The organism is Parasphingorhabdus sp., assembly GCF_039982415.1.
Lineage (GTDB): Bacteria > Pseudomonadota > Alphaproteobacteria > Sphingomonadales > Sphingomonadaceae > Parasphingorhabdus.
Window position 1 is genome coordinate 576,814 of the sequence record NZ_JBDWYL010000006.1, and the last position, 24,140, is coordinate 600,953.

Annotated in this window: 24 protein-coding genes and 1 tRNA gene; 15 read left to right on the plus strand and 10 right to left on the minus strand. The window is 52.1% G+C overall.

All coding sequences use genetic code 11. The annotated features are described in order from the left end of the window. Positions 1–26: 26 nt before the first annotated feature. On the minus strand, positions 27–680 hold the full coding sequence (locus tag ABJU74_RS08470; RefSeq protein ID WP_348383488.1) for a response regulator transcription factor: 654 nt from the start codon (positions 678–680) through the stop codon (positions 27–29). A gap of 173 nt (positions 681–853) precedes the next feature. Between ABJU74_RS08470 and ABJU74_RS08475 the strand changes: the two genes are divergently transcribed. From ABJU74_RS08475 to ABJU74_RS08485, 3 genes are all read left to right on the plus strand, one after another. Continuing rightward, entirely contained in the window at positions 854–2,701 is a 1,848-nt protein-coding gene (locus ABJU74_RS08475) for a HAMP domain-containing sensor histidine kinase (RefSeq protein ID WP_348383487.1), read from the plus strand. 118 nt (positions 2,702–2,819) lie between these two features. Continuing rightward, the gene (locus ABJU74_RS08480) at positions 2,820–4,391 is read left to right on the plus strand and encodes a hypothetical protein (protein WP_348383486.1); all 1,572 of its coding nucleotides are present in this window, start codon (positions 2,820–2,822) and stop codon (positions 4,389–4,391) included. A 28-nt stretch (positions 4,392–4,419) separates the two neighbouring features. After that, on the plus strand, positions 4,420–5,340 hold the full coding sequence (locus ABJU74_RS08485) for a hypothetical protein (RefSeq protein WP_348383485.1): 921 nt from the start codon (positions 4,420–4,422) through the stop codon (positions 5,338–5,340). A 372-nt stretch (positions 5,341–5,712) separates the two neighbouring features. Here the strand turns inward: ABJU74_RS08485 and ABJU74_RS08490 are convergent, their stop codons facing one another. Then, the gene (locus ABJU74_RS08490) at positions 5,713–6,375 is read right to left on the minus strand and encodes a PEPxxWA-CTERM sorting domain-containing protein (RefSeq protein WP_348383484.1); all 663 of its coding nucleotides are present in this window, start codon (positions 6,373–6,375) and stop codon (positions 5,713–5,715) included. 291 nt (positions 6,376–6,666) lie between these two features. Here ABJU74_RS08490 and ABJU74_RS08495 point away from each other — a divergent pair, with 291 nt between their 5' ends. From ABJU74_RS08495 to ABJU74_RS08505, 3 genes are all read left to right on the plus strand, one after another. Next, on the plus strand, positions 6,667–7,716 hold the full coding sequence (locus ABJU74_RS08495; RefSeq protein ID WP_348383483.1) for an aspartyl/asparaginyl beta-hydroxylase domain-containing protein: 1,050 nt from the start codon (positions 6,667–6,669) through the stop codon (positions 7,714–7,716). A gap of 137 nt (positions 7,717–7,853) precedes the next feature. Further along, positions 7,854–8,384, plus strand: a complete 531-nt coding sequence (locus tag ABJU74_RS08500) for a hypothetical protein (RefSeq protein ID WP_348383482.1) — start codon at positions 7,854–7,856, stop codon at positions 8,382–8,384. Beyond that, positions 8,377–9,651, plus strand: a complete 1,275-nt coding sequence (locus ABJU74_RS08505; RefSeq protein WP_348383481.1) for an alpha/beta hydrolase — start codon at positions 8,377–8,379, stop codon at positions 9,649–9,651. The genes ABJU74_RS08500 and ABJU74_RS08505 overlap by 8 nt, the downstream gene beginning before the upstream one ends. A gap of 22 nt (positions 9,652–9,673) precedes the next feature. Here the strand turns inward: ABJU74_RS08505 and ABJU74_RS08510 are convergent, their stop codons facing one another. The 3 genes from ABJU74_RS08510 to ABJU74_RS08520 all read right to left on the minus strand — a co-directional run bounded on the left by ABJU74_RS08510 (position 9,674) and on the right by ABJU74_RS08520 (position 10,962). Beyond that, positions 9,674–10,054 (minus strand): hypothetical protein, encoded by a 381-nt coding sequence (locus ABJU74_RS08510; RefSeq protein WP_348422673.1) that lies wholly within the window; start codon positions 10,052–10,054, stop codon positions 9,674–9,676. A 64-nt stretch (positions 10,055–10,118) separates the two neighbouring features. Beyond that, a complete protein-coding gene (locus ABJU74_RS08515; protein ID WP_348383479.1) occupies positions 10,119–10,754 on the minus strand; it encodes a hemolysin III family protein in 636 nt (211 codons plus the stop codon). 119 nt (positions 10,755–10,873) lie between these two features. Next, positions 10,874–10,962: transfer RNA gene (locus tag ABJU74_RS08520), tRNA-Leu, on the minus strand. A gap of 248 nt (positions 10,963–11,210) precedes the next feature. Here ABJU74_RS08520 and ABJU74_RS08525 point away from each other — a divergent pair. Beyond that, positions 11,211–11,480 carry a hypothetical protein gene (locus ABJU74_RS08525; RefSeq protein ID WP_348383478.1) on the plus strand — a complete coding sequence of 90 codons (270 nt, stop codon included), beginning with the start codon at positions 11,211–11,213 and terminating at the stop codon, positions 11,478–11,480. 17 nt (positions 11,481–11,497) lie between these two features. Here the strand turns inward: ABJU74_RS08525 and ABJU74_RS08530 are convergent, their stop codons facing one another. Then, entirely contained in the window at positions 11,498–12,289 is a 792-nt protein-coding gene (locus ABJU74_RS08530) for an MJ0042-type zinc finger domain-containing protein (protein WP_348383477.1), read from the minus strand. A gap of 200 nt (positions 12,290–12,489) precedes the next feature. Here ABJU74_RS08530 and ftsE point away from each other — a divergent pair, with 200 nt between their 5' ends. The 4 genes from ftsE to ABJU74_RS08550 are packed head-to-tail and all read left to right on the plus strand — an operon-like array spanning position 12,490 to position 15,373. After that, positions 12,490–13,200 carry a cell division ATP-binding protein FtsE gene (gene ftsE, locus ABJU74_RS08535; RefSeq protein WP_348383476.1) on the plus strand — a complete coding sequence of 237 codons (711 nt, stop codon included), beginning with the start codon at positions 12,490–12,492 and terminating at the stop codon, positions 13,198–13,200. Between the two features lie 11 nt (positions 13,201–13,211). Further along, positions 13,212–14,138 (plus strand): FtsX-like permease family protein, encoded by a 927-nt coding sequence (locus ABJU74_RS08540; protein ID WP_348383475.1) that lies wholly within the window; start codon positions 13,212–13,214, stop codon positions 14,136–14,138. Positions 14,139–14,147: 9 nt separating this feature from the next. After that, positions 14,148–14,681 (plus strand): YdcF family protein, encoded by a 534-nt coding sequence (locus ABJU74_RS08545; RefSeq protein ID WP_348383474.1) that lies wholly within the window; start codon positions 14,148–14,150, stop codon positions 14,679–14,681. A 2-nt stretch (positions 14,682–14,683) separates the two neighbouring features. Then, complete coding sequence (locus ABJU74_RS08550; RefSeq protein WP_348383473.1) at positions 14,684–15,373, plus strand: lysophospholipid acyltransferase family protein; 690 nt, start codon at positions 14,684–14,686, stop codon at positions 15,371–15,373. Between the two features lie 72 nt (positions 15,374–15,445). On the opposite strand, the gene ABJU74_RS08555 is transcribed toward ABJU74_RS08550, so the two are convergent. Both ABJU74_RS08555 and hisC read right to left on the minus strand, forming a co-directional pair. Then, positions 15,446–16,354 carry a prephenate/arogenate dehydrogenase family protein gene (locus ABJU74_RS08555; protein ID WP_348383472.1) on the minus strand — a complete coding sequence of 303 codons (909 nt, stop codon included), beginning with the start codon at positions 16,352–16,354 and terminating at the stop codon, positions 15,446–15,448. Further along, entirely contained in the window at positions 16,354–17,460 is a 1,107-nt protein-coding gene (gene hisC / locus ABJU74_RS08560; RefSeq protein ID WP_348383471.1) for a histidinol-phosphate transaminase, read from the minus strand. The genes ABJU74_RS08555 and hisC overlap by 1 nt, the downstream gene beginning before the upstream one ends. A 112-nt stretch (positions 17,461–17,572) precedes the next feature. On the opposite strand from hisC, the gene ABJU74_RS08565 reads away from it, so the two are divergent. The 4 genes from ABJU74_RS08565 to ABJU74_RS08580 are packed head-to-tail and all read left to right on the plus strand — an operon-like array spanning position 17,573 to position 22,021. Further along, a complete protein-coding gene (locus ABJU74_RS08565; protein WP_348383470.1) occupies positions 17,573–18,709 on the plus strand; it encodes a homoserine O-acetyltransferase in 1,137 nt (378 codons plus the stop codon). Beyond that, complete coding sequence (gene metW / locus ABJU74_RS08570; RefSeq protein ID WP_348383469.1) at positions 18,706–19,296, plus strand: methionine biosynthesis protein MetW; 591 nt, start codon at positions 18,706–18,708, stop codon at positions 19,294–19,296. Before ABJU74_RS08565 ends, metW begins: the two co-directional genes overlap by 4 nt. Positions 19,297–19,335: 39 nt before the next feature. Further along, a complete protein-coding gene (locus ABJU74_RS08575) occupies positions 19,336–20,169 on the plus strand; it encodes an enoyl-CoA hydratase/isomerase family protein (protein WP_348383468.1) in 834 nt (277 codons plus the stop codon). 58 nt (positions 20,170–20,227) lie between these two features. Next, entirely contained in the window at positions 20,228–22,021 is a 1,794-nt protein-coding gene (locus ABJU74_RS08580; protein ID WP_348383467.1) for an SLC13 family permease, read from the plus strand. 31 nt (positions 22,022–22,052) lie between these two features. Here ABJU74_RS08580 and ABJU74_RS08585 read toward each other — a convergent pair whose 3' ends face one another. Both ABJU74_RS08585 and ABJU74_RS08590 read right to left on the minus strand, forming a co-directional pair. Continuing rightward, entirely contained in the window at positions 22,053–22,529 is a 477-nt protein-coding gene (locus ABJU74_RS08585; protein WP_348383466.1) for a YtoQ family protein, read from the minus strand. Between the two features lie 11 nt (positions 22,530–22,540). After that, positions 22,541–24,103, minus strand: coding sequence for a peptide chain release factor 3 (locus ABJU74_RS08590; RefSeq protein WP_348384011.1), 1,563 nt, complete (start codon positions 24,101–24,103; stop codon positions 22,541–22,543). Positions 24,104–24,140: the final 37 nt, after the last annotated feature.

Sequence of the window (24,140 nt, forward strand, 5' to 3'; positions counted from 1 at the left end):
TTGTGCACTTGGATTCAGATTTTGACTTAAGAAACGCTGGGGTCCACCAGCCCCTCCCGCAGCGCATAGGCAATCAGTTCCGCTGCCGACCGGGCATTGGCTTTGTGCATCACATTCGTGCGATGCCGGTCGACGGTCTTCACGCTGATCCCAAGAGTTTCGCCAATTTCGCGGTTGGTTTGACCGGAAACAACCAGATTCAGGATTTGGCGTTCGCGGGCAGTCAACGGTTCGACATCAGCGACAGCCTCAAGCATCTGGGTAAAGCGCGAGCAAATAATGCGTGCGCCTTCCATGATCTTGGGGATAGCTTCTGCCACTTCATCCATCTCATCGGATTTGCAAAACACGCCATCCGCTCCAGCCTCAACAAGTTCCGCTATTTTTCCGCTAGCCTGAACAGCTGTAAGAACTATTACTTTGGTATCAGGCGACCATCGCCGGGCTTCAATCAAAACTTCCGTCCCACCAGCATGAGGCATGGTCACGTCCAGCATCAGAAGATCGGGTTGATACTTGCGCACGGCGCCAATCGCGCGAATTCCATCCGATACCGTATCACAAATTGTAAAAGTGTAACCGTCGAGCGAGTCCGGCCGACTCAGAAGCTGGGACAGCGCATCTCGAATTATTGCGTGATCATCTGCGATTATGGCCGTGCGATTGCGATCAAAGCTCATTCTGTCCAAGCCAGCATATCCCATACCCCCTTCTGCCGATCGGAAAGTTGTGTAAACGTAACATGATGTCAAGTCAGCATATTATATGGCGAGTGTTCGCATTATGGATCATTTTGTGCGCAGTTGATGCTGCCCAAACTCCTGTTTTAGCACAATCTGCCGGCACGGACCCTGTGATCGTGTATGAAGGACAGTCCACTGAACAGGTGGAAGGCAAGGCGCTATATTTTTCTACGACTGGCAAACAAGCCGTTGATGTCAAAGAGGCGCTTGCAGCTTATAAAAATGCCAAATTCTCGACCTCGTTTCGTCCGCAAAGGTCGGAAGTCAAAGAAATTCGCGATCTTTGGATTGCGCTCCCGATCAAGGCAGCTTCCGCCAACCAGGGGTCTATTCGTCGTAGCATTGGTCTGGGCGGAATTTTCTATGTTGTCCCTGAGATTTATATTGCGCGGCAAGCCAGTGACACAGAGAAAATTCTTGGGGGTTTGGCAAGCGCGCGCGGTGAGCTGTTGCCGCGTAAGCTGACTTACCTCCATTCGGCAAGTTTTGAGCTGGATCCTGGTCAATCGGAACTGGTATTGATCAATCTCGCCGGAGTAGATCGTCCGTCAATTGGCTTGTTTCGTGAAGGAGAACTGGGCCGAAACCAGATAATCGGAACGCTTCTGAAAGCCGGTATAATCATCACTTTTCTGGCGGTTGGCATTTGCCTTATCATTCTTGGGATATTGGCCAGAAGATGGGTGACCATATTGATTGCCGTAGGGTTTTCTCTGGTCGCGATTCAAAGTGATGTTTCATTGTTCACAACCATATTGGCCAGTGATTTTGACCAGGCCCGTTTAGTATGGCGCAGCTGTATCACATTTGTGTCATGTTCACTGACAGCTATCATTCTGATGGCTTTCTGGGAAAAAATCGCGGCGGTATCTAACCGAATTGGCCAGACTTTATTAGTTTTGCTGCCGTTCGCAGGTATAGGCTTGCTCTTTTGGCACAAACTGGACTCAGAACTGGTAGCGATATTCTATTCTCTTGTTCTCGGATTAATCGCGGTCATCGCATTCCGGCTAGAGACTACAAAGAGGCTGAGATGGATCGCGGTTGCGGCTATAATGCTCTGCTCGGTAGCGATAATATTGGTCGAACCTGCTCTGGTCGGCACGGTTGTCCCCGAGCTATTTTCAAATTTTGTCAGAGACATGATGCGGTTGGTTGTCGCGGCGACTTTGCTGGTGATTGTGATTGTCGATATCCAGCGCAATCTTAAAGAGCGAGACCGGTTAACCAATGAGCGGATTGACGCCTTGAAAGCGCAGTCCGCGTCTGATCGCCGGCTCCTCGTGACAGAGCGTCGCTACGCCCGCGCACGTGACAAGGCCCAGATGCGCAAACAGCAACTTGCCTCTGCCAGCCATGATATCCGTCAACCCCTGATGGGACTGCGTGCAGCAATCCGCGAAGAAGCAGATAAGCTGTCTCAGGGTTTGCAAGGGCGGCTTGGAGAAGCAATCGACTATCTGGAGGAGTTGACGCACGAATATAGCGACCGCGATCGGCCAGCAATGGCGTTGCACGAGATCGAGGAAGACGCCTATTCGCTCGAACTAATCGTAGAGACGGTCGATGATATGTTCAGCGGGGAAGCAGCCAAGCTGGGCATCTCGCTTGAAACACATCGCGCTCCATGTCGCACCCAGCTGCCAGCGCTAGCTTTGATCCGGGCGACAAGCAATCTGGTCGCAAATGCCCTGCGACATGCCGATGCAAAACATGTCACGTTGGCGGTGTTGCATGAGGATCATTGTATCATCGAAGTATCGGACGACGGCTGTGGTATGGACGCAGAACAATTGGAAAAGGCGCAGCAGCGCGGCGCAAAAAACGAGGACTCGCAGGGAGATGGACTGGGGTTGGCTATTGTGCACGAACTGGCGACACGCCACGGATTTGAGATTTCAATTACATCAAAAATAGGTCACGGAACGACGGCTCGGATCATCTTGACGGGCGCCTGATCTTCCCTTCCTGACAATTGGGGTATTCACCTCATTCTAGACTTATCGTGTCTCGGCTACACAAAATGACAACGGACCCCATTTGGCGGGCCGTTACCAAGGATTGAGGAGCAGGACTATGAGAATTTCAAAGATATTTTGGGGACTAGGCGCTTCCGCCGTGGCAATGTCGATGGCGTCCACGTCTGTACTTGCGCAGGCTTCTCCAAGTACGGAGCAGTCGGCCAGCATGGCAACCGATGACGAGTTGAGCGAGGAAGAAAAAGCACAAATTGGCGTGATTATTGGTGGCGGAGCCTTGGCGGCAGCCGGAACCAAGTTGCATTCAGATCCCAAGCCAAAAATGCGCAAGATTTCCAAGGCGGAGATGGAGAGATTCGGCAAGACGCTGCAACCCAATGCTGCCCAATCACGGCCAACTAGCCTTAAACAGTTGAAGCAGCGCGGTGAAGCGGCGCGCGCCACCCGCGCAAACAGAATCGCAGGATCAGCCGACGATATGGCAAAACTGGAGCGCCGCGGAAACGCCGCAAAGGGTGCACGTCAGGTAAAGGCTGCGCCCCGTGCTCGCCCGGTCAATATCACAAATTCCAATCTTGGGCGCATGATAGAGAAGGGCGAAAATGCCCAACGTGCTCGCGTCAATCGCGTTGCTGGCTCAGCTGATGATCTCACCGAATTGAATCGTCGCGGCAATGCTGCGAAAAATGCAAGGCTGAATAGAACCGCACCGACTCGCAAGGGTAGCGGCATGAAGGTCACCTTCCGAGATCAGGTTCGGGCAAAACCAGCGCAGTCGAAATTCTCGACCAGAGGGGCGGACAGCTTCGGACGAAAGCTCACAAATCCCAAAGGTGCAAATGCAGATATTGCGCGTCTGGTCTCCAAAGGTGATGCAGCGCAAGCAGCTCGCGGTAGAATGGTCAATGAAGGACAGGTGGTTCGCAATATTGCCAATAAAGGCGGCGACATCTCGAAACTGAACAAAGCAGGCCGTTCGGCGCAGGTTGCTCGCGGTGCTGGTGGTTTGAAAGCTGCATCTAAGGCGACTGATGCTGCCAAGATGGCGAAAACCGCAAAACTGGCCAAGACTGCCAAAGTTGGAGCGACGGCAGCGAAAATCGGCAAAGGCGGACGTGCTGCGTTGGCTGGCACCGGCGTTGGAGCAGTGGTTATCGCAGCGGAAATTGCCGGCAAAGAAAGTGTGAAAGCTCTTACCGGCGCCGAGGTGCAGGATCCAATCAGCACCGGCTTTCAATATGGAGCCGCAATTTTTGACAAGGACGTCTCCTTGCGCGACGTGGCTGCACAGCGGCGGGCGCATCACCGCGAGAATTTCCGCAAAATTGGCCAGACTTTCACGACCAAAGGCAAGCTGAAAGAAAATCTGAGTGCATACGGTCAGGAAAAGGGTACGCAAATCAGAAAAACGGCGGTGAAGGTCGATCGATTTGATCGCAATGTCCGCGCGGGTATCAAGGATAAAACCGGCCTGACATTGGAACGTCAAAGTGATGTCAGGAAGCGCTATGGAGCCGCCGCAACGAGTGATAAACCGGTAAAGGCTGTTGCAAAAGTCGCAACAGATCGCGCCAAGCACCATATCAATAACGCCAAAGCTGTAAGCAAAAAAACCAAATGCGGTCTAGGCAATCTGTTCCGGTCAAAAAAGAACGACAAGAAGTGCTGAATTCCAGGCGCTCTTCCGGAACAGGTCTATGAAGAACCGCTTTCTCAAAAAATGCGCCGGCCTGATCCTCTTCTTTGCAATAGCGATCTGGATCTCGCCGGTGCAAGCCCAGATATCAGCGTTTTTGCCAATGAAGGAGAGGGTCGCTGCAGGCGAGCCGAGTGCGGTTGACGGCACCTACTGGATTTCCAGCATCAACAAGCGCATCACCATTGCCAATGGCCGTGCTTATGCAGTTGACCCCTGGGTCCATGCGCTGGTTTTACAGGTAAAGCCCAATATGGTGGTTATGCGGAATTTTCGACAGGCAGCGCCTGATCGCTTCATTGCTGATGATTTGCCACTAATGGGTCAGGCGACATTTGTTCGTCAGGCTGACGGCGTGCTCGACGTCAAAGTGGCTGGCGCGCTTGGTCCGGTGCGCTACAAGTTAATTCCGGTTGATTATATTGACAACCCAGTGATCGATGACCTCCCGGCGGATGATATCCCAATAGCCCCCGAGCCGGACCGTGAGTATCATCTTTATGTAAATGTCATATCTTGCGACGGGGCTGCACTGTTGAGGAAACGATATCGCGGATTTTTTTCTCTCAGCGTGACCGATGCTGAAGGAAATGAAATTCGTTCCGGTAGTCGCAGCTTCGATGTCCGCTGCACCAGAAAGGGCCCACGAAGGCAAACCCTTAACCACGATGCAAATGGAAAAGGATCGCTTAGTATCGTCGTTCCGCCAGGGCAGGATGGATTTTCCGACTTTGTGATCAACACAACGCTCAACGATCTGCTTGGGCCATTGGATCTCAAGAATGACAAAAGCAGCCTGTTGCTCAAAGCAAAAAATTTGCGGCGCAATCTCAACCCCGGCGAATCGATAGACAATGTAGAGCGTATCGCCAGCGGCAAGGCCCGTCTGCTTTACCGCGTGCAGCTAAGACGTGTGAGATGAGCAGATTTAGCAACGGTAAGGTCGTTGGTATTGATCTGATCTAAAGCCGCCAAATGATCGACGAATTTTATGTCCGCTGTCGGGATAACGCGGCCGCCATCGGAATGTCCGAAATTGGGGCGCGAAGACGATACAAAACCGAAAGAGCCCGACGCCTTCACGGATTGGGCGCAAAAAGCCTTGGATGTGGCGCTGCGATCAAGGCATCCAAAGAAGACACGCAAGAAAAAGGCATAATTTGGACCGGCGCCGTTTCGGTATGGTTTGTATGTTAGGTTTTGGTTTGTCTTTGAAGGGGAATATTATGTTGCAACTGAAAAGCCCCGCCACATTGCTGCAGCAGGGCTTCTAAACAGGTTGATTGGCCCGCTATTAAGCGTAGCTAACTTTGACATTCGCTTTGCGCTGACGCCGCATCGCACTCCCAATGGCACCAAAACCAAAGATCATGAACGCCCATGTAGCTGGCTCGGGAACGGCACCCAGATTTGCACTGCGCGCGATCACTTCGTCAAATCGAACCGATCCGTTAAAGCCAAAGTTGGAGTTGGCCGTTAAACGAACAAATTGTGCGTTTACAGCTCCAAATGTTGCAACCAGCGCATTTTGATCGTTGACCAAAAACTCATAGCTACCCAGAAATGTGGCGCCTGAAAAATCGGCTTGGTTCGAAGCAAATAAATCAAATTCACGCAAGCTGGCGCTACCTAATTGGTTGTAAACAGCCAGCGCGTCAAAGGTTTGTGCTCCAGCAAAACCGAAGTCAAAATTAATCGGCAAAGGGGTTGCGGCACTGGAAATACCATTCGTGCCCTGAAAACCCTGTGTTGATGCAACAAAGCTGTCAAAATCAGTCACGCCATTGACGTAATTGGCGGACAGGCCAGATTGATCAATTAGTCGGTCAAATGGTCCGAAAAAGTCATTGGTAGCTGTCGATGTTACCGTATCGAATTGCAGCGTTACGCCTGCATGTGCGGGGGCGGCAAATGCTATGCCCGCTAGCAAGGCTGATTTCAGCATAATTTTTTTCATATTGGTCCTCTAAGTTACCCACATAAAATGGGATGGTCAGAAATTGTGCTTCCCTAACAAATTGTTAACATGATCTCAAAAAAGAGGCGATCGTTTTTATGGTGTTCCTACATATGTGCCAAATCAGGACGAAACCCCTAGCCACTTTTGCGCCCAAGTTGAGCGCTGAAAAAGGGTGCAAAGACAGGGTAAGGAGTTTTTATTGGTCTCGCCATGCGGTTGATCGAAACGGGATGAGCGTTGGTTGAAATTGGATTGAACTGCGCTCTAGCTCTTTCCAAAAAATGGCAAATGACCGACTTGAATTCTGACTTCAACCAAGATGATGTGAAGGATTGCGGTCTGTTGGAGACAGAAGCCGCCTTTCAGAAGACATTGTCAAAAGATAAGCGTAATCTTGCGGCGCTATTGGGAATGGGGGAACTCAAAGCGGCAAAAGGGGACGATCGCGCAGCCAATGCTTTTTACAAGGCGGCCTTCAACATGGTCAGTGCCGGTGCAGCCATTCCCGGTGAGCTCAATCCAAAATTTCTCGAAGCACAGCGATTTCTGGGCGGCGCACGGGCGCGGTTCGAAAATTATCTGCTGAGCCGGTTAGAGAATATTGGAGTGGGCGGTCCAGATACACCGCGATCGGTGCTCCATGCGCTTGACTTGCTGATGGGGCGGCGGGAGATTTTCCACCAAAAACCATCCATGTTCTACTATCCGGGCATGCCGCAGCGAGAATTTTACGAACGCGGTGAATTTGCGTGGCTCGACCAAGTAGAGGCAGCAATCCCAGCTATGCAGACAGAGCTGCAGGGCGTGATTGCGGAAACGGACGAATTTTCTCCCTATGTTGAATCGCATCCCAATCGTCCGCAGCCCAATAACCCGCTGCTTAACGATCGCAGCTGGGGCGCTTATTATTTCTGGAAGAGTGGGGTGGCGGTCACGAGTCATCTCGACAAATGTCCCAAGACAGTCGCGGCATTAGAAACCGCGCCCATTCCTCAGATTAAGGAGCGCTCTCCCATGGCGCTTTATTCGGTATTGGAACCCGGCACCCATATCACCCCGCATTATGGCTTGCTCAACACGCGGCTGATTTGCCACATCCCGCTTATTTTGCCGCCGGATTGTGCTTTGCGGGTTGGCGGTGAAACGCGCGCTTGGAAAAATGGTGAAGCCTTGATTTTCGATGATAGTTTCGAACATGAAGCCTGGAACCGTAGCGAAGAGCGACGGGTGATCCTGCTGTTTGAAATCTGGCGGCCTGAAATATCAGAAGACGAACGCACAGCGCTGACCACGCTATTTGAATCGATAAATGATTATCAAAAGCCGGTTGCGATATAGGCTGCAATTCAGAAATGGCAGGCCAGAAATCCGAACGATAGACCGAACGCCAGGCATCGCTTTGCTACCGCCAAATTTGACAAAAGCAATATATGCAATAAATTGCGCAATATATTACATATTGCATGGAGTCGCTGGTGGATCAACGGAAACGCCCCTATTATGAACGGTTGGCTATTGATGAGGCTTTTGTCGGCGCGCGCGCCGCAAGGTTGACCAATATCATTGGTGAGCAGGGCGATGAATTTTTTGAAGCAGCGGGATTGACGGTTCCTTCCCGCGCCAGTTCTACAATATTATTCATCAACAAAAATGGCCCGTCTTCTCTGGTCGAAATAGCGCGCGCGCTGGATGAACAGCATCAGTTAACGGCACAGCGCACGCAATTGCTGGAAAAGATAAGCATCGTTATACGAAAGCCCGATCCAAATGATCGGCGCCGCAAAACATTCCACCTAACCAAGCACGGTGCCGCGGAAGTTGCTTTGATTGAACGGCGATGTCGTCAAGCCATCCGTATATTTGATGCGCTAAACCAAGAGCTGGGTTTCAATCTCAGTGCAGCGCTAGACGCTGCTCATAACTGTTTGGTGAAAAAATCGATGATGGAGCGATTGCAAGAAATAGAAGCCCTTGAAGCGGGAGTAATCGATAATCATCATGGATAGACCAGAGCCAGAAGCAATGCCAATCGGGCCGATGCGCCATATCGGCGCAGCCCTGCTGCAGATAGTGAGCTATGCTGGCAGTGTCTTGATCGGCATCGCCGCTTTTTTCGCAAGTGCTTTTTTGTTCGATTCTCCTGCAATATTGGCGATAATCGGTTTGATGGTTGGCGCAATGATTGTGGCCATAGGCTCTCTTTTGGTGGGCAAATTGTGGCGTCTACGGCGGCTGAAAATATATGTCGCTGGACAGATAATATTGCTGCTCATGGTGAACGGCCTGTTGGCCTATTATATATTTCAGCCACTGGTTCCGGAGGTTGAGCAATTTGTGCCCCAAAAAGACGAGGGAACCGAATATTGGGAATTATCAACAGGATCTAACATAGCAGTCCGGCGCTATGAATCTGCGGTAGCCACATCCAAGCCGCCAATAATCATTCTCCATGGTGGACCGGGTGCCTATAGTGTTTCGTTTAAACCCATGATCAATGTCTATTCAAAACTCGCCGATGACGGTTATGATGTTTATCTTTACGATCAAATCGGCAGCGGACTGTCTGCCCGTTTACAGGATATCTCGCAATATTCCTTAGATCGGCATATTGCTGATCTTCGTTCTGTTCAGCGCAAAATTGGCGCAGATCAGGTGATTCTAATTGGATCATCCTGGGGCGCAACACTCGCATCAAACTATCTTGCTCGATATCCTACACAGGTTGCGCGGGTAATATTTTCCGGCCCGGGACCAATTTATCTCCCGGACTGGCCCCGGCAATCCGATGGGAAATTGGATGACAAAATGAATGCGCAACAGAAGCAGCGGCTTGATGCGAACCTTGAAAAACCCAGACTCTTTGCGGCAATATTTTTGGCAGAGATTAACCCGGTAGCGGCCTTGAAATTTGCGCCAGATCGCGAAATGGGTAGTTTTTTTGATCAGATTGCAAATCGGCATTATCTGCCGCTAGCCTTTTGTGACCCCATTAAAAATATTACCCGTTCAGATGGTTATGGATTTTGGTCGAGCCGAATGACCGGCAAGACATTACTGAACAGAACCGACGACCCAAAAGCAAATTTAAAAAAGAATTCTGTCCCGGTCCTTATTTTAAGAGGCACTTGCGATTATAAAACTGAAGCGGTGGCCCAGCAATATGCTTCGGTTTTTCCCAATGCCCTATTCATCACAGTGCAGGGTGCCGGGCATATGATCTATGGAGAAAAGCCTAGTGAATATTTGAAATTGGTCCGTGCTTTCCTGGAATAGCGACGGTAATTTTGTACATCGTTCAGTGCCTTTGTTTGAACCAATCAAAAAAGATCCACAAGGCCGACAAAAGGGACAAGATGAAAAAGAGATACTGGGCATAGGTCCACCAGATCAAACCGTCTAAATCACCTGAGACATACAGAGCCTGGGCGTGCAGAGCGAGACCAATATAGCTGGCGGTCAAAGCCAAAACCAGCGCGGCAAAAATCGCAAAACCTATTTTTCTGCCGGATTGCCAAAGCTTTTGCGCCATTCTTATCGCTGCGAGCGCCAATATTGCGACGAGAATTAGCGATATCCAAATCTCAGGGTGGCCGAAAAACCATAAGAGATGTTGGAGGAAAAGAGGGTCGGCCCCGGTCTCTACCGCAAAAAAACCCACATTCCATGGCCTGTCCATATCCATGCCTGGGCAATATCAAGATCATATTGGCCTGTATAGAAAGAAGCAGACGTCTCGAGGATTAAGCCGCGGACAAAGCCACCCAAATCGCTATAAAGAAAGCGGTTCCGCCTAACATCACAAAGCTATGCCAGATTGAATAGCGAAAAGCTTGGGCTTTTCGGGCATAGAAAACCGTTCCCAGTGAATAAAAAATTCCGCCCGCCAACATCGCATAAAGCGATAATCGGGGCAATATTTCCAAAAGATCTGGCACCGCCAATATGCCCATCCAACCTAGACCCAGATAGGAAATCAACGACCATCGTGAATCCAGATTTTTGCCGAAAATCTTATAGAGCATCGCCGGAATCGCAAGCGCCCATACTAGGGCAAGCATGTGGCGGCTAAATGGCGTGTCGGCAAGAATGAAAAGCGGGGAGAAGGTTCCTGCAATCGTCAAATAAATGGCAGCATGATCAATTCGGCGCAGCATGAGCCGTTGGCCGTGCAGCGGAGATAAATGATAGGCCATCGAAATCACATGGGAAAATAACACGCAAAGAACATAGGTTCCTGTGGCTGTGAGCACTGCAAGACCATGGCCGAGCACCGCTTGAGTCATCACAATCCACCCGCCAACCAAGATCGCAAATAATCCAATAGCATGTACAATGAAATCGGCGCGGCGTTCTTGCTTATCGGGTGTGGGGTACATGGACCTACAATCGCTGAAGAGGAGATTGCGTGACAGCATATTTATGCTCCGCAGTCACCCCTTAACCGTCAAGACTCACTAAAGCGGACAATATCAGGATCGCCATTTGGTTTGAAAATTGGTGCGGTCGAGAAGACTCGAACTTCCACGGGAGATTAATCCCACAGCGACCTCAACGCTGCGCGTCTACCAATTCCGCCACGACCGCACTGTCATCCGAACAAGGCCATTAGCCCTTGGTAGGCGCGTGCCTGTAGCAAAGGGAAAAGGGGCTCGCAACAGATATTGTTGCCGCTGCCGTTCAATCTTCTTACAATTAACCTCTCGCCGAAAATTGTCTCTTTCTCATACAATTGGGAGGGTTGGCGCATAGATTGGCTGCATTTGGTCATAAAATTTGCACGTTAACCTTCTATTTACCTTGTCAGGGCGCTATTTTCCAGCCTTTCTCTGGTCATGCGCTTCCTTTCTCTTTCCTTGGTCACTTTGGCCCTTTCTTTGATTATCGGCACGCCAGCCGCTGCTCAGTCGCCGCAGTCCTCCGCGATGCGCTTACAAGTGACCGTGTCCGCTGAAATTGTGAGCGGTGAAGCGGTGCGTTTCGGCCCGGTCATGGGAAAAAATATCGAGAATCGCAAAACCAACGCTACCCGGGCGATCATGTTGACGCGCGGAACGCTTACGACCGCTGCTGATGCGCCGCTCTTGCTGGCTGAATTTCAATAAATTTCTGAAGAGCGCAGTTATTCGCGGGCGGTGTCCGCCCAACCCACTTCGAGTTGGCTGGCCGCGCGCGGGACATCAAGCTTGGCTTCATTAAAGTTGATTTTTGCGCCCGGTGCCAATTTTTCCGTGGGCGGCTTCATCTTCCAGCTATAGACAATCCGGCCGCTGGCATCCCGAAGAATGACCAACATCGCGGGCACGGACTGTTCGCTGTCGCTGGGGTTGATGATCGTTCCGCTGGCGGCAAAATATTCTGTACCATCCTGCAGCGTTCGGCGATCCTGTTTCTCGCTCAACTCGATGAGCAAGGGTGTGTCATCCACACTGGCCATTTGATAATTTTGGAACCAATTGGGGGTGCCAAAGGCATAAAGGGCGCCGCCTGTCACAATGATTAAGCTGGCAAAAGCGATAGCGGCAATGGTCCATAATTTTGCGGGGTTGCGGCGCGGTTTAAACGGCGGTTCGTGGGCAAAGCTGCTCGTCTCGGATATAAATGGCGGTGTAACCTGAGCGGCTGGCGGTGCGGTTGGTGCGGCGCTATCCGTGGGAGAAGCAGGAGATGCAGTGGGTGATGGTGATACCTGTGCCGGCTCCTGTGCGGCCGGTTGATCCGGTTTTTGGGCGAGGGGAGAGGCGGCGGCTGCCATTTGGGCCGGCGGCAATGGCTTCTCTATCGGTTCTGGCGGCGCGGGTTCCTGAAACCAGTTATGACGGCATGATGCACAGCGAACCGATCGACCCGTAGGGCCAATTGCACTGTCGGGCACGAGATAGCGTGTTTTGCAAGCCGGGCAATTCAATATCATGGCGTCCTTCTAAACACGGCAATCCATGAAACTGCAAGCCTGTGCTGCATGCTTTTGAGACAAGAGCCTTTTTTTCCACGTTTTGATGGCGCACTTATGGAACGTGCAGCACGCAGCAGTTGATTTCGGAAGCCTTAACGTCCTATTGAAGAACGCGTTTATGCCCCATCCCGATCTGATCATGTGATTTGAAAACCCCAATGAATGAAATTGTCCAATTTGAGAATGTCGGCTTGCGTTACGGGGCAGGGGTCGAGACGTTGTCCGATCTCACATTCACCCTATATCCGGGGAGTTTTTATTTTCTCACCGGAGCATCAGGGGCTGGTAAAACCTCATTGCTGAAATTGCTCTATCTCGCGCAGCGGCCAAGCCGCGGCTTGATCCGATTATTCGGGGAAGACGCGGTGACCATGTCCCGCGAACGGTTGCCAGGGTTTCGGCGGCGCATTGGCGTGGTATTTCAAGATTTTCGGTTGGTTCCGCACCTGTCTGCCTTTGACAATATCGCACTGCCGCTCAGAGTCGCTGGCGTGAAAGAAAAAGATCTTGCTACCCCGGTGGCGGAAATGCTGGATTGGGTGGGTTTGGGAGACCGTGCCGAGGCCCGGCCAGCAACTTTATCGGGCGGGGAACAGCAACGTGTGGCCATTGCCCGCGCGGTTATCGGCCGTCCGGAAATATTGGTCGCAGATGAGCCAACCGGCAATGTCGATCCGGATATGGCGGTGCGTCTTTTGCAATTATTTGAAGCGCTGAATACATTGGGCACCACAATTGTTGTGGCGACCCACGATATTCATTTGCTTAGCAAAGTGCCTGGCGCACAAATGATGAAGCTTGAAAAAGGAGGATTGTCCGATCCCACTGGATCGCTGCGCAACCCGCCTTTGCCGCGAGATCGGGCTTAGGCAGAGGCTGAATGCTGAATCTGTTTGTCATACCTGGTCATGATCGCCGCCTGATCCCGGAGGGACGCTTATCCGGCCCCATGCCGTGGGTTATTGCGATCATGATTTTTCTCACGGTGCTGGCATCGGCAGCGGGCTTGGCTTTTGCCGAAGCGGGGCAAAATGTATCACAGCAATTGTCGAGCCGCGCGACGGTTCAAGTGGTTGAGGCCAATCCCGATCGCAAGGCGCAGCAGACCCAAGATGCCGCTGCGCGGCTGCGCGGTATGGATTTGGTAGACGATGTCCGGGTTTTGCCCGCACAGGAAATCGAGGACTTAATCGCCCCATGGCTGGGCCAGAATAGCGGCGCGAACGCTGGGTCCACGGGCAGCGAATTGCTAGACGATATTCCTTTGCCGGCGCTGATTGATCTGAAATTAAACCGCCCGGTCGGGGGCCGCGAGTTACAGGAATTGCGCGCTGCTGTCGCCCCTCTGGCGAACAGTGCTCGGGTAGAGCCGAGTAGCGGACTGATTGCGCCGGTCATTGCGCTGGTCCGGTCTTTGCAGTGGATTGCCTTTGGTTTGGTTCTGCTGCTGGCGATGGCCACAGCCGCTGCAGTGATTATATCCGCCCGGGCCGCGTTGAACACGCACAAGGAAACCATCGGGGTCATACATTTGCTCGGCGGCACCGACCGTCAAATTAGCCGTTTGTTCCAAAGGCGCATTGCTCTGGACGCTCTGCTTGGGGGAATTCTAGGCCTGATTTGTGGGGCGGCAATCGTTTTTTTGCTGGGCATGCAAATATCGGCGCTGGGTTCAGGATTGGTGCAGTCGCTCGGTTTGTCCTGGTATAGCTGGTTGATTATCGGGATCATTCCGATATTGGGAATGATCCTGGCGATGGTAACGGCGCGCATGACGGTCATGGGCGCGCTGAAGAAAATATTGTAGCGATAGTTTATGATCTTGCGATTCTTCTGTTTTTTGCTGCTGATTTGGATGATTGGGTTCGCATGGTTTGCTATTGATTTGCCGCGGCCTGCTTCTGACGAGGTGCAAACCGATTCTATCGTCGTGTTAACCGGAGGCCCCAAACGCATTGACCGAGCATTGCAATTGCTCGAGTCTGAAAATGCCAAATATCTTCTCATTTCCGGCGTTGACCGGGATGTGAAGCCCCACGAATTGGCGGCTGAATATGACCGGCCTGACAGCCTCTTTGAATGTTGTATTGAATTGGGCTTTCAGGCGGTTGATACCCGTTCCAATGCGCTGGAAACAGCGCGCTGGTCGGCGCGCCGCAAAGACAGTTCCTTGCGTCTGGTTACGTCCGATTGGCATATGCGGCGAGCGCAGCTTGAATTGGAACGCGCGGTGCCGGCCGAAATCGCGATCATTCCCGATGCGGTCGCCACGGCCCCGTCCTTGGGGACTTTGTTCAAAGAATATAATAAATATCTGATGCGTCGCCTTGCGGCCTTTGCGGGGGTTTAATCATGTTGGCGAAAATCCGTTCGCTGCTCTTTCTGCCGGTCTTCTACGGGGGATCGACACCAATTATCATCATGTCCTTCATTGTCGCGGTTTTTTCTATCCGCGGGACCCACTATATGGCGCAGCTGTGGAGCCGCTATCATTATTTTTGCGCCCGATTCGTCCTCGGCATTACGGCTGAGATTAAGGGAGAAATCCGCAACGAACCGCTGCTCTATGTGTTCAAGCATGAGAGCATGTTTGAAACAATCGATTTGCTGCGTATTTTTGACAAGCCAGTGGTGATCGCAAAAAAGGAATTACTGGTCATTCCGCTTTGGGGCTGGATCGCGAAAAAGCACGGATTGCTTGGGATTGATCGCAATGGCGGCGGCGCGGCAATGCGGCAAATTATCAAACAGGCCAAAAAAGCAGTTGCTGAAGGCCGCCCGATCGTGATCTTTGCCGAAGGCAGCCGCGCTCGTCATGGTGAGCGGCCGGAATTGCAAACTGGCTTTGCCGGTATCTACAAGCTGATGGGCATTCCGCTGGTCCCCGTTGCCCTGGATAGCGGGATCATCTCACCGCGGGATACATTTGTTCAGCAAAGCGGCGTCATCACCTATGCCGTCCAACCAGAAATAGAACCAGGTCTGGACCGTGCGGATATTCGCGATCGCGTGCACGCTGCAATCAATCAGCTCAATGATTGAACCGATGTCCACCAATATCGCTTGATCGGCTCGATCAATGCAATGTCCGAAAGGCCGGAAGCCGATCCGATGCTATTCGTGGCTGCGTCCAAAATCGGGGGCGGCATCGTCCTGACCTTCTTCAATGATCCGCCGGCGAATGGCGCGGGTTTTCGAAAACAGGTCAAATAGTTCGTCGCCCTTGTCCCATCGGATCGCGCGCTGCAACGCTGTCAGATCTTCAGAAAAACGCTGCAGCATTTCGAGCACCGCATCTTTGTTCGACAAGAAGACATCCCGCCACATGGTGGGATCGGAAGCCGCGATACGCGTAAAATCGCGAAACCCACCAGCGGAATATTTGATCACTTCACTGCGCGTAACATCTTCCAGATCCGATGCCGTGCCCACAATTGTATAGGCGATAAGATGCGGCAAATGGCTTGTGACGGCGAGCACCAAATCATGATGTTTAGCGTCCATAATCTCAATATTGGCGCCCAGTTTCTCCCAAAAGGCACGGACTTTTTCAACATCTCTGGCTTGCGCAGTTTCGGGGGGCGTCAATATGCACCAGCGATCATGGAAAAGCGTCGCAAAACCGGAATCTGGGCCACTATGTTCTGTCCCGGCAACGGGATGAGCCGGGATGATCCGCGCTTGCGGCAATATCGATTGCAGAGATACAATAACATTGCCTTTGGAAGATCCGACATCGCTGATGATCGCTTCTTCGGGCAGATCTTGCGCCATTTCCTCGGCAATTGCCGCCATGGCACCAACCGGTACACATAGCATGACCAAGTCCGCATCAATGACCGCGGCTCCGACGCTATCTGCGACATCGTCGCAAAACCCTAGTTCTTGGACCCGGGCCCGGACCGCCGGATCGGCATCATATCCGGTAATGCGGGCGCTGGACATATGCGCTTTGACCCCATGCGCAATGGAAGAACCGATCAAGCCCAACCCGATAATTGCGATATTGGCAAAAGGCAGCATTACGCGGCTCCATCCAAAATTTCGCGCAAGGCAGCAACAAAACCGTGATTTTCCTCTTGCGTCCCAACAGTGATACGCAGGCCATTGACGAGACCCTGACCAGGCAGCCAGCGCACCACATAGCCTTGTTTCATCAGCGCTTGATTAGCCGCTTCGGCGGTTAGCGCGCCTTCGAACAAGACCAAAAGAAAATTGGTATGCGATGGAATGACCCGCAGACCATGATTGTTGAGCGCTTCCAATTCGCCCGTCATCCATTGACGCCATTTCCGGTTATGATCCCGGCTGCTGGCCACAAAACTATCATCGGCAAGAGCGGCCAATGCGGCCTCTTGCCCGGCGGTGGTGACGTTAAAAGGTTGGCGGATTCGGTTCATCGCATCAATAATCGCAGCGGAGGCATAACCCCACCCAATGCGTTCAGCGGCCAGACCGTGAATTTTCGAAAACGTCCTGGTGATCAACACATTGGAGGCGGTCTGTGCCAAGGCCAGAGCACCGTCATCTTCATCTTCTTCAAGATATTCCGCATAGGCGCCATCGAGCACGAGCAGCACATGACCGGGCAAAGCATCGTGCAGACGCTTGACTTCTTGGGCGCCAATTAATGTGCCAGTGGGATTGTTGGGATTGGCCAGATAGATGAGCTTGGTCTTGTCGGTCAGCTTGGCTAAAATTGCATCGACATCGGTACCATAATCGCGGTCGTCAGCGACCACGGGGGTGCCGCCATAGCGTTTTGCGGCAATTTCATAAACGGCAAAACCATAGCGCACATAGATGATTTCATCGCCCGGCCCGGTAAACGCATTGGCCACCAGTTGTAGCACATCATCGGACCCGGTGCCGCAGATAATCTGGGCTGGGTTTAATCCATATTTGGCGCCTATGGCTTCGCGCAAAACCGTGGAACCACCTTCAGGATAGCGATCAACGCTGGCCGCCGCTGCAATCATCGCATCGGTTGCAGCCGGGCTGCAGCCCAGCGGATTTTCATTGGCCGACAATTTGATCAGCCTTTTGCCATCATCGCTCCCCGCCTTGCCGGGAATATAGGCAGCAATATCGAGGATCCAATCTTTTGGCTGTGGTGTTTGATTTCCCATGAGAGACTCGCGCTTAATATCCGAATATGCAGCCGGACTAGCTGCCTTAGCTTATCAGTCAACAGCAATATCAATTGACCGTCGCCTCTTCGCCCCTTAGCCCCTTGGAAATATGAGTGGAATCATAAATGAAGATGCCCGTTTTGGGCTGGACAAATCGGTCCGCTTGCTCGGCCCGCTGCCACTGGACAGCGGCGGGGCGCTTTCGCCTGTCGATATCGCTTATGAAACCTATGGTCAGTTAAATGCGCAGGCTAGCAATGCCGTGCTGATTTGCCACGCCCTGACGATGGATCAATATGTCGCCTCTACCCATCCGCTAACCGGCAAGGGCGGCTGGTGGACAGATATGGTGGGTCCCGGAAAACCCATTGATACGGATCGGCATTTTATCATCTGCGCCAATGTTATTGGCAGCTGCATGGGTTCATCCGGCCCAGCGACCTTGAATCCGGCTACGGAAAAGCCCTGGGGCATGGACTTTCCGGTCCTCACCATCGCCGATATGGTGCGGGCGCAAGCCTTGCTGCTTGACCATTTCGGAATTGAGCGGCTTCATGCCGTCATCGGCGGATCGATGGGCGGAATGCAAGCTCTAAACTGGACCACGCTCTATCCTGAACGCGTTGGATCTGCCGTGATCATCGCTTCTGCCGCGCGCCACTCTGCGCAGAACATCGCTTTTCACGAAGTGGGGCGCCAGGCCATCATGGCCGATCCGCGCTGGCGTGGCGGTTCTTATTATGCGGATGAAGATCCGCCGAGCAGCGGCCTCGCTGTGGCGCGTATGGCCGCCCATATCACCTATTTGTCCGAGGCTGGTCTGACCGAAAAATTTGGTCGCCGGTTACAAGATCGCGACAGCAAAACATTTGGTTTTGATGCCGACTTTCAAGTGGAAAGCTATTTGCGGCATCAAGGGATAAGCTTTGTCGACCGGTTTGATGCCAATAGCTATTTATATATCACGCGGGCAATGGACTATTTTGATCTCGCCGAAGCCCATGGCGGCACTTTGGCACATGCTTTTCAAGGCAGTAAAACGCGATTTTGCCTAATCAGTTTTGATACAGACTGGCTCTATCCAACCAGCGAATCGCGGACCATTGTCCATGCGTTAAACGCCGCCGGCGCCGCGGCCAGTTTTGTCGAACTGTCTAGCGCCTTTGGCCATGATAGCTTTTTGCTCGAAAATCCCGAGATGAACCGCATTGTCGATGGCTTTTTAAAGGCCGGAGAAAATATATGACCAAGCTCCGGCCTGATCTTCAGATAATCGCTGACAATATTCGTCCCAATGCGCGGATTCTCGATATTGGTTGCGGCGATGGCGCGTTGATGGCGGCTTTACGCGACCAAAAACAGGTCGATGCGCGTGGCCTTGAGATTGAACCAGCCAATGTCGCGAGCGCGGTGAGCAAAGGCTTGTCGGTCGTACAAGGTGACGCTGATACGGATCTATCGGCTTATCCCGATGGAAGCTTTGATTATGCGATTCTCAGTCAGACATTGCAAACCACACATCGACCCGATGTCATACTCGATCAGCTGCTGCGGATCGGCAAACAGGCTTTTGTCAGCTTCCCCAATTTCGCGCATTGGCGTGTGCGCATGTCCTTATTGTTTGGCGGCCGGATGCCGGTGACCCGCTTGCTGCCACAAACCTGGTATGACACGCCCAATATTCACCATGTCACAATTGATGATTTCCGCGCATTGGTGCGGGATGGACAATGGCAACAAGAAGGGCAGTGGTTTTTGAGCGGGGACAAGCAAACGACCCGCGGCATGGCTAATCTGCTTGCGGAACATGCGGTGTTTTTGCTGCGGCGGTAATTATCTGGTGCCATAATCGGCCAGTGAAGGGGGATGTCCATGGCTTATGATTATAAACTTCTGACGGTTACCAAGACCGACCGATTGGCTGAAATTGTGATTGCCAATCCGCCAATTAATTTGATCACCCAAGAGCTTTTTCAAGAATGGATGGCTTTGACAGAAGAGCTGGAAGCGGATCCTGATCTGACGGTGATTGTGTTTAAAAGCGCCGATCCGGATTTTTTTATGGCGCATTTTGATGTCGACCTCATCTTATCCTTTCCTTTTGATGGGCCCGCCAAACGGGACGAGAATCCCAATATGTTTCACGTGATGTGCCAGCGGCTGCGGACGATGGATAAAGTGACCATTGCGCAAGTGGAAGGCCGCGTCGGCGGCGGCGGAAATGAGATTATTTCCAACATGGACATGCGCTTTGCGGTTTCGGGAAAAACCATCTTCAACCAGATGGAAGTGCCTTTGGGCATTCTGCCTGGCGGGACGGGCACCCAAAATTTGTCGCGCATTTTGGGTCATGGCCGCGCGATGGAAATGATTATTGGCGCGGAGGATCTTGATGCCGATACCGCACTGCGGTGGGGCTATGTCAATCGGACCTACGCGGCGGCTGAAATTGATCGCGCAGTGGGCCGTCTAGCGGCACGCATTGCCGGATTTCCGGTTGAAGCGGTGCGACTGGCGAAACAATCTATTGTCCATGCGGCGCGTTCATCAGAGGCGGGTTTGCAAGAAGAATCATTTTTATTTCAAAAGCTTATCAGAGAACCGATTGCGCGAAAAAATATGCAAATCTTTCTCGAAACCGGTGGCCAAACCCGTGAAGGGGAATTGAATCTTGATCGCCTTGTTGATCGATTGACAGAGATATGATGCAATGACGCCGCGCAAAGCCTTCACAGGCATGGATAGAAAATAGCAGGAGCAAAAGTTGGATTGGGTTGCGATTTGGGAATTGGTTAAACCATATTTCGGGCTGGCGATATTATTTGCTTTGTTTACGGCCTTCGTTGGAGAGCGTCGTCCGCCGGCCGTGACGGCTGTGGTCGCAGCGGCTTTGATGCTCGCTATGGGCTTGCTTAGTAGCCAAGATATGTTGGCCGTTTTCTCCAATCCGGCACCGCTTACGATTGGCGCCATGTTCATTCTCTCCGGCGCTTTGGTGCGAACCGGCGTCATTGAGGCATTGGCGGGCTTTGCCGCGCGCAAAGCCGAAAATCGGCCGTTTCTGGCTATTGGCGGGTTTTTGGGTGGAACATTTGCATCTTCGGCCTTCGTCAATAACACACCCGTGGTGATCATCTTGATTCCGATCATGCGGAAAATTGCCAAAGTCTCGGGCATCGCGGCGAGCAAGTTGCTCATTCCGTTATCCTATATATCGATTTTGGGCGGCAGCCTGACCTTGCTGGGGACATCGACCAATTTATTGGTTGATGGCGTGGCGCAAGAAAATGGACAAGCCGCATTTGGCTTGTTTGAAATCACCCAAGTTGGTTTGATTGCTGCGGCTACGGGAATCGTGATGATCAGTATTTTGGGGCCCATTTTCTTACCCAAGCGCAACAGTCAAAGCCTGTCCGACCAAATGCCTGAATCCTATTATCTCACGGATATTTGGATAGGTGATGACAGTGATTTTGTCGGTCGGCAGATTTCCAGCATCAGTGCGTTCGCCCATTCTGGTGTTGATATAATCGGCCGACGGGTAGGCGATAGCGTCGACCGTTTTCAATTTTCTGATCATGTGCTGGAAGGCGGGGAAACCGTGGTGGCGGCGGTGACTCAAGCCGAGCTGCTTTCTTTGGCTGAAATTGACCATATTTCATTGGGCTATGCCGGCGTCAAGAAGCCGGATACCGAACTGCAAGACAGCCATAGCCGACTGGTTGAACTGGTCATTGGTCCCTCCCATCGGTCGGTCGGCAATTCCTTGCCTAGCTTGCCCTTTTTATCCCGTATTCCAGCCCGTGTTTTGGGTTTGTCGCGGCCGCGCCATATTGCTGGCCCAACCTTGTCGGATGCGCGCATTCGCCATGGAGACAGTTTGCTGGTGCAGACGGATGATATTTCAATCGGCACATTACAGGAAAATGCCGATCTGGTGCATTTGCAAGAACCAGAGGCCCGTTCCTATCGCCGTCGCCGCGCCCCAATTGCGATTCTAACGCTCGCGATCATCATTATCGTCGCGGCTTTGGGTGTCATGCCGATTGCGGCGCTGGCGATGCTTGGCGTGGCCATTGTTCTGCTCAGCAAATGTATCGATAGCGACGAAGCATGGGGAGCGATTGATGGCAATGTCCTGGTCTTGATCTTCGCTATGTTAGCGGTTGGCAAAGGACTGGAAAATGCCGGAACGGTGCAACTCATCGTTGATAGTCTATTACCGTTACTCAATATGATCTCTCCCCTCTGGTTGATTATTGCGGTCTATTCCCTCACGTCCTTGCTTACGGAAACTGCGACCAACAATGCTGTGGCGGTAATCATGACACCGTTGGTCATCGGCATAGCCGAGCAAACCGGTGTTGATGTGCGCAGCCTGCTCGTAGCGGTTATGTTTGGCGCTTCGGCTAGTTTTGCCACACCCGTCGGCTATCAAACCAATACATTGGTCTACACAGCAGGAAACTACCGCTTTTCGGACTTTGTCCGTATCGGTTTACCGCTGAATATCGGCGTTGGTCTAGCGGCCTGTCTGGCAATATATTATATTTTCTAAAATGCCAGAATCAGAGAAGAGCCGTGGCGGATTATGATCCGTCGGTATAGCCGGCCAAGTTACCGTTGATGACATAATCCAATATCTCTACAATTTGTACCGGAGTTTCTGCTACAGCCAGCGCGGCGGCATCAATTTCTTTCAGTGGGTGCACAATGTCTGGCCCATGATTGACAATAAGCGGTTTGCCCAAAGCCGCCGCATAGCCTGCGTCAAATGCCGCGTTCCACTGCTTATATTTGTCGCCAAAACGCACCACGACAATATCTGCCTTTTTCAAAAGGCTGGACGTGCGAATAGCATTGATCTGCGCGCCTTTGCGATCATGCCAGATCTTTTCCTTTTCGGGCCCCAATATGGCCACGCCACAATCATCAGAGGCTGGGTGATCGGTAACTGGACCGAAAAAGCGCACCGGGAGCTTTTTTTCCGCTGCGCCATTGGCAATTTTGTCGCGCCAATCTGTGTGAATTTCTCCAGACAGGTAAACCGACCATATATCAGACATTATTTTGCTCCTCAGCGTTCCCGGGTGGCACTAAATTTAATATCGGGATTGCGTTCCTCTTGATAGCCGACATCCCATGTAGATTTGGCTAGGAAAACCAGATTATCATCGCGATCTTTGGCGAGGCTGGTCTGGTTGATATTGGCAAAGGCGCTGAGCACATCATCCTCACCACTAATCCAACGGGCGGTTTCAAACGGCGCCGGCTCCAGGCCGGCTTCGACTTTATATTCGGCCGACAAACGGCTGATGAGAACTTCCAGCTGCAATTGACCGACCACACCAATAACCCAATTGGCGCCAATTTCCGGATAGAAAACCTGGACCACGCCTTCTTCGCTGAGATCGTCGAGCGCTTTGCGCAATTTTTTGGTTTGAGTGGGGTCTTTCAGGATGACGCGGCGCAAGATTTCCGGAGCAAAATTGGGTAAGCCGGTAATCCGCACCTGATTTTTTTCAGACAAAGTATCCCCGACACGCAAGGTCCCGTGATTGGGAATGCCGATAATATCACCGGGTTCGGCTGTGTCTGCAATCTCCCGATCTTGCGCAAAAAACAGGATGGGCGAGTGAATGGCTATCGGTTTGCCAAGCGCCGATGGGGTTAGTTTCATGCCGCGTTTAAACTGACCGGAACATAGCCGCATAAAGGCGATGCGGTCGCGATGTTGCGGATCCATATTGGCTTGAATCTTAAAGACAAAGCCGGTGACGTCTTGGCTGCCGGGCTCGATCGGTGCCGGTTCAGCTGGCTGTGGGCGGGGCGGCGGGGCATGATCGGCAATGGCATCAATCAACTCTTCCACGCCAAATTGTTTCAAAGCGGAACCAAAATAAACCGGTGTTAAATCACCGTTGCGATAAGCTTCCAAATCAAAACTATTATAGCCGCCTTGCGCCAATTCCCCTTCGCTGGTCAGCCTTTCCAGAGCTTCATCGCTCAACACATCTGCAAGTTTCGGATCATCAAGACCCGCAAATTGTTGAGCCCGGCCATCATAGTTTTTACTGTCGCCGTCCGGCTGGTGCAGCTGGTTGCGAACAAGATCGTAAATGCCTTCAAATTGACCGCCCATACCTGTGGGCCAGCTCATCGGGCATACATCGAGAGCCAGTTTATCAGCCACCTCATCTAGCAATTCAAACGGATCACGCCCTTCGCGGTCCACTTTATTGACGAAAGTGATGATCGGAACGCTCCGCAGGCGGCACACTTCGAATAGCTTCAAGGTCTGTGCCTCGATCCCGCTTGCCGCATCAATCACCATGATCGCGCTGTCGACGGCGGTCAGCGTGCGATAGGTGTCCTCGGAAAAATCTTCATGACCCGGGGTGTCGAGCAGGTTGAAGGTGATGCCGTTGCGCTCAAAAGTCATCACCGAACTGGTCACGGAGATCCCCCGCTGCTGCTCGATTTTCATCCAGTCCGATCGCGCGCGCCGGTTATCGCCCCGCGCCTTGACCTCGCCAGCCAAGTGGATAGCGCCGCCTTTCAGCAAAAGCTTTTCAGTCAATGTGGTCTTACCCGCATCAGGGTGAGAGATAATGGCAAAGGTGCGGCGTGGGTTGGTCATATTTTTACTCGTCATGCTGATCTTATGTAGCATCTTT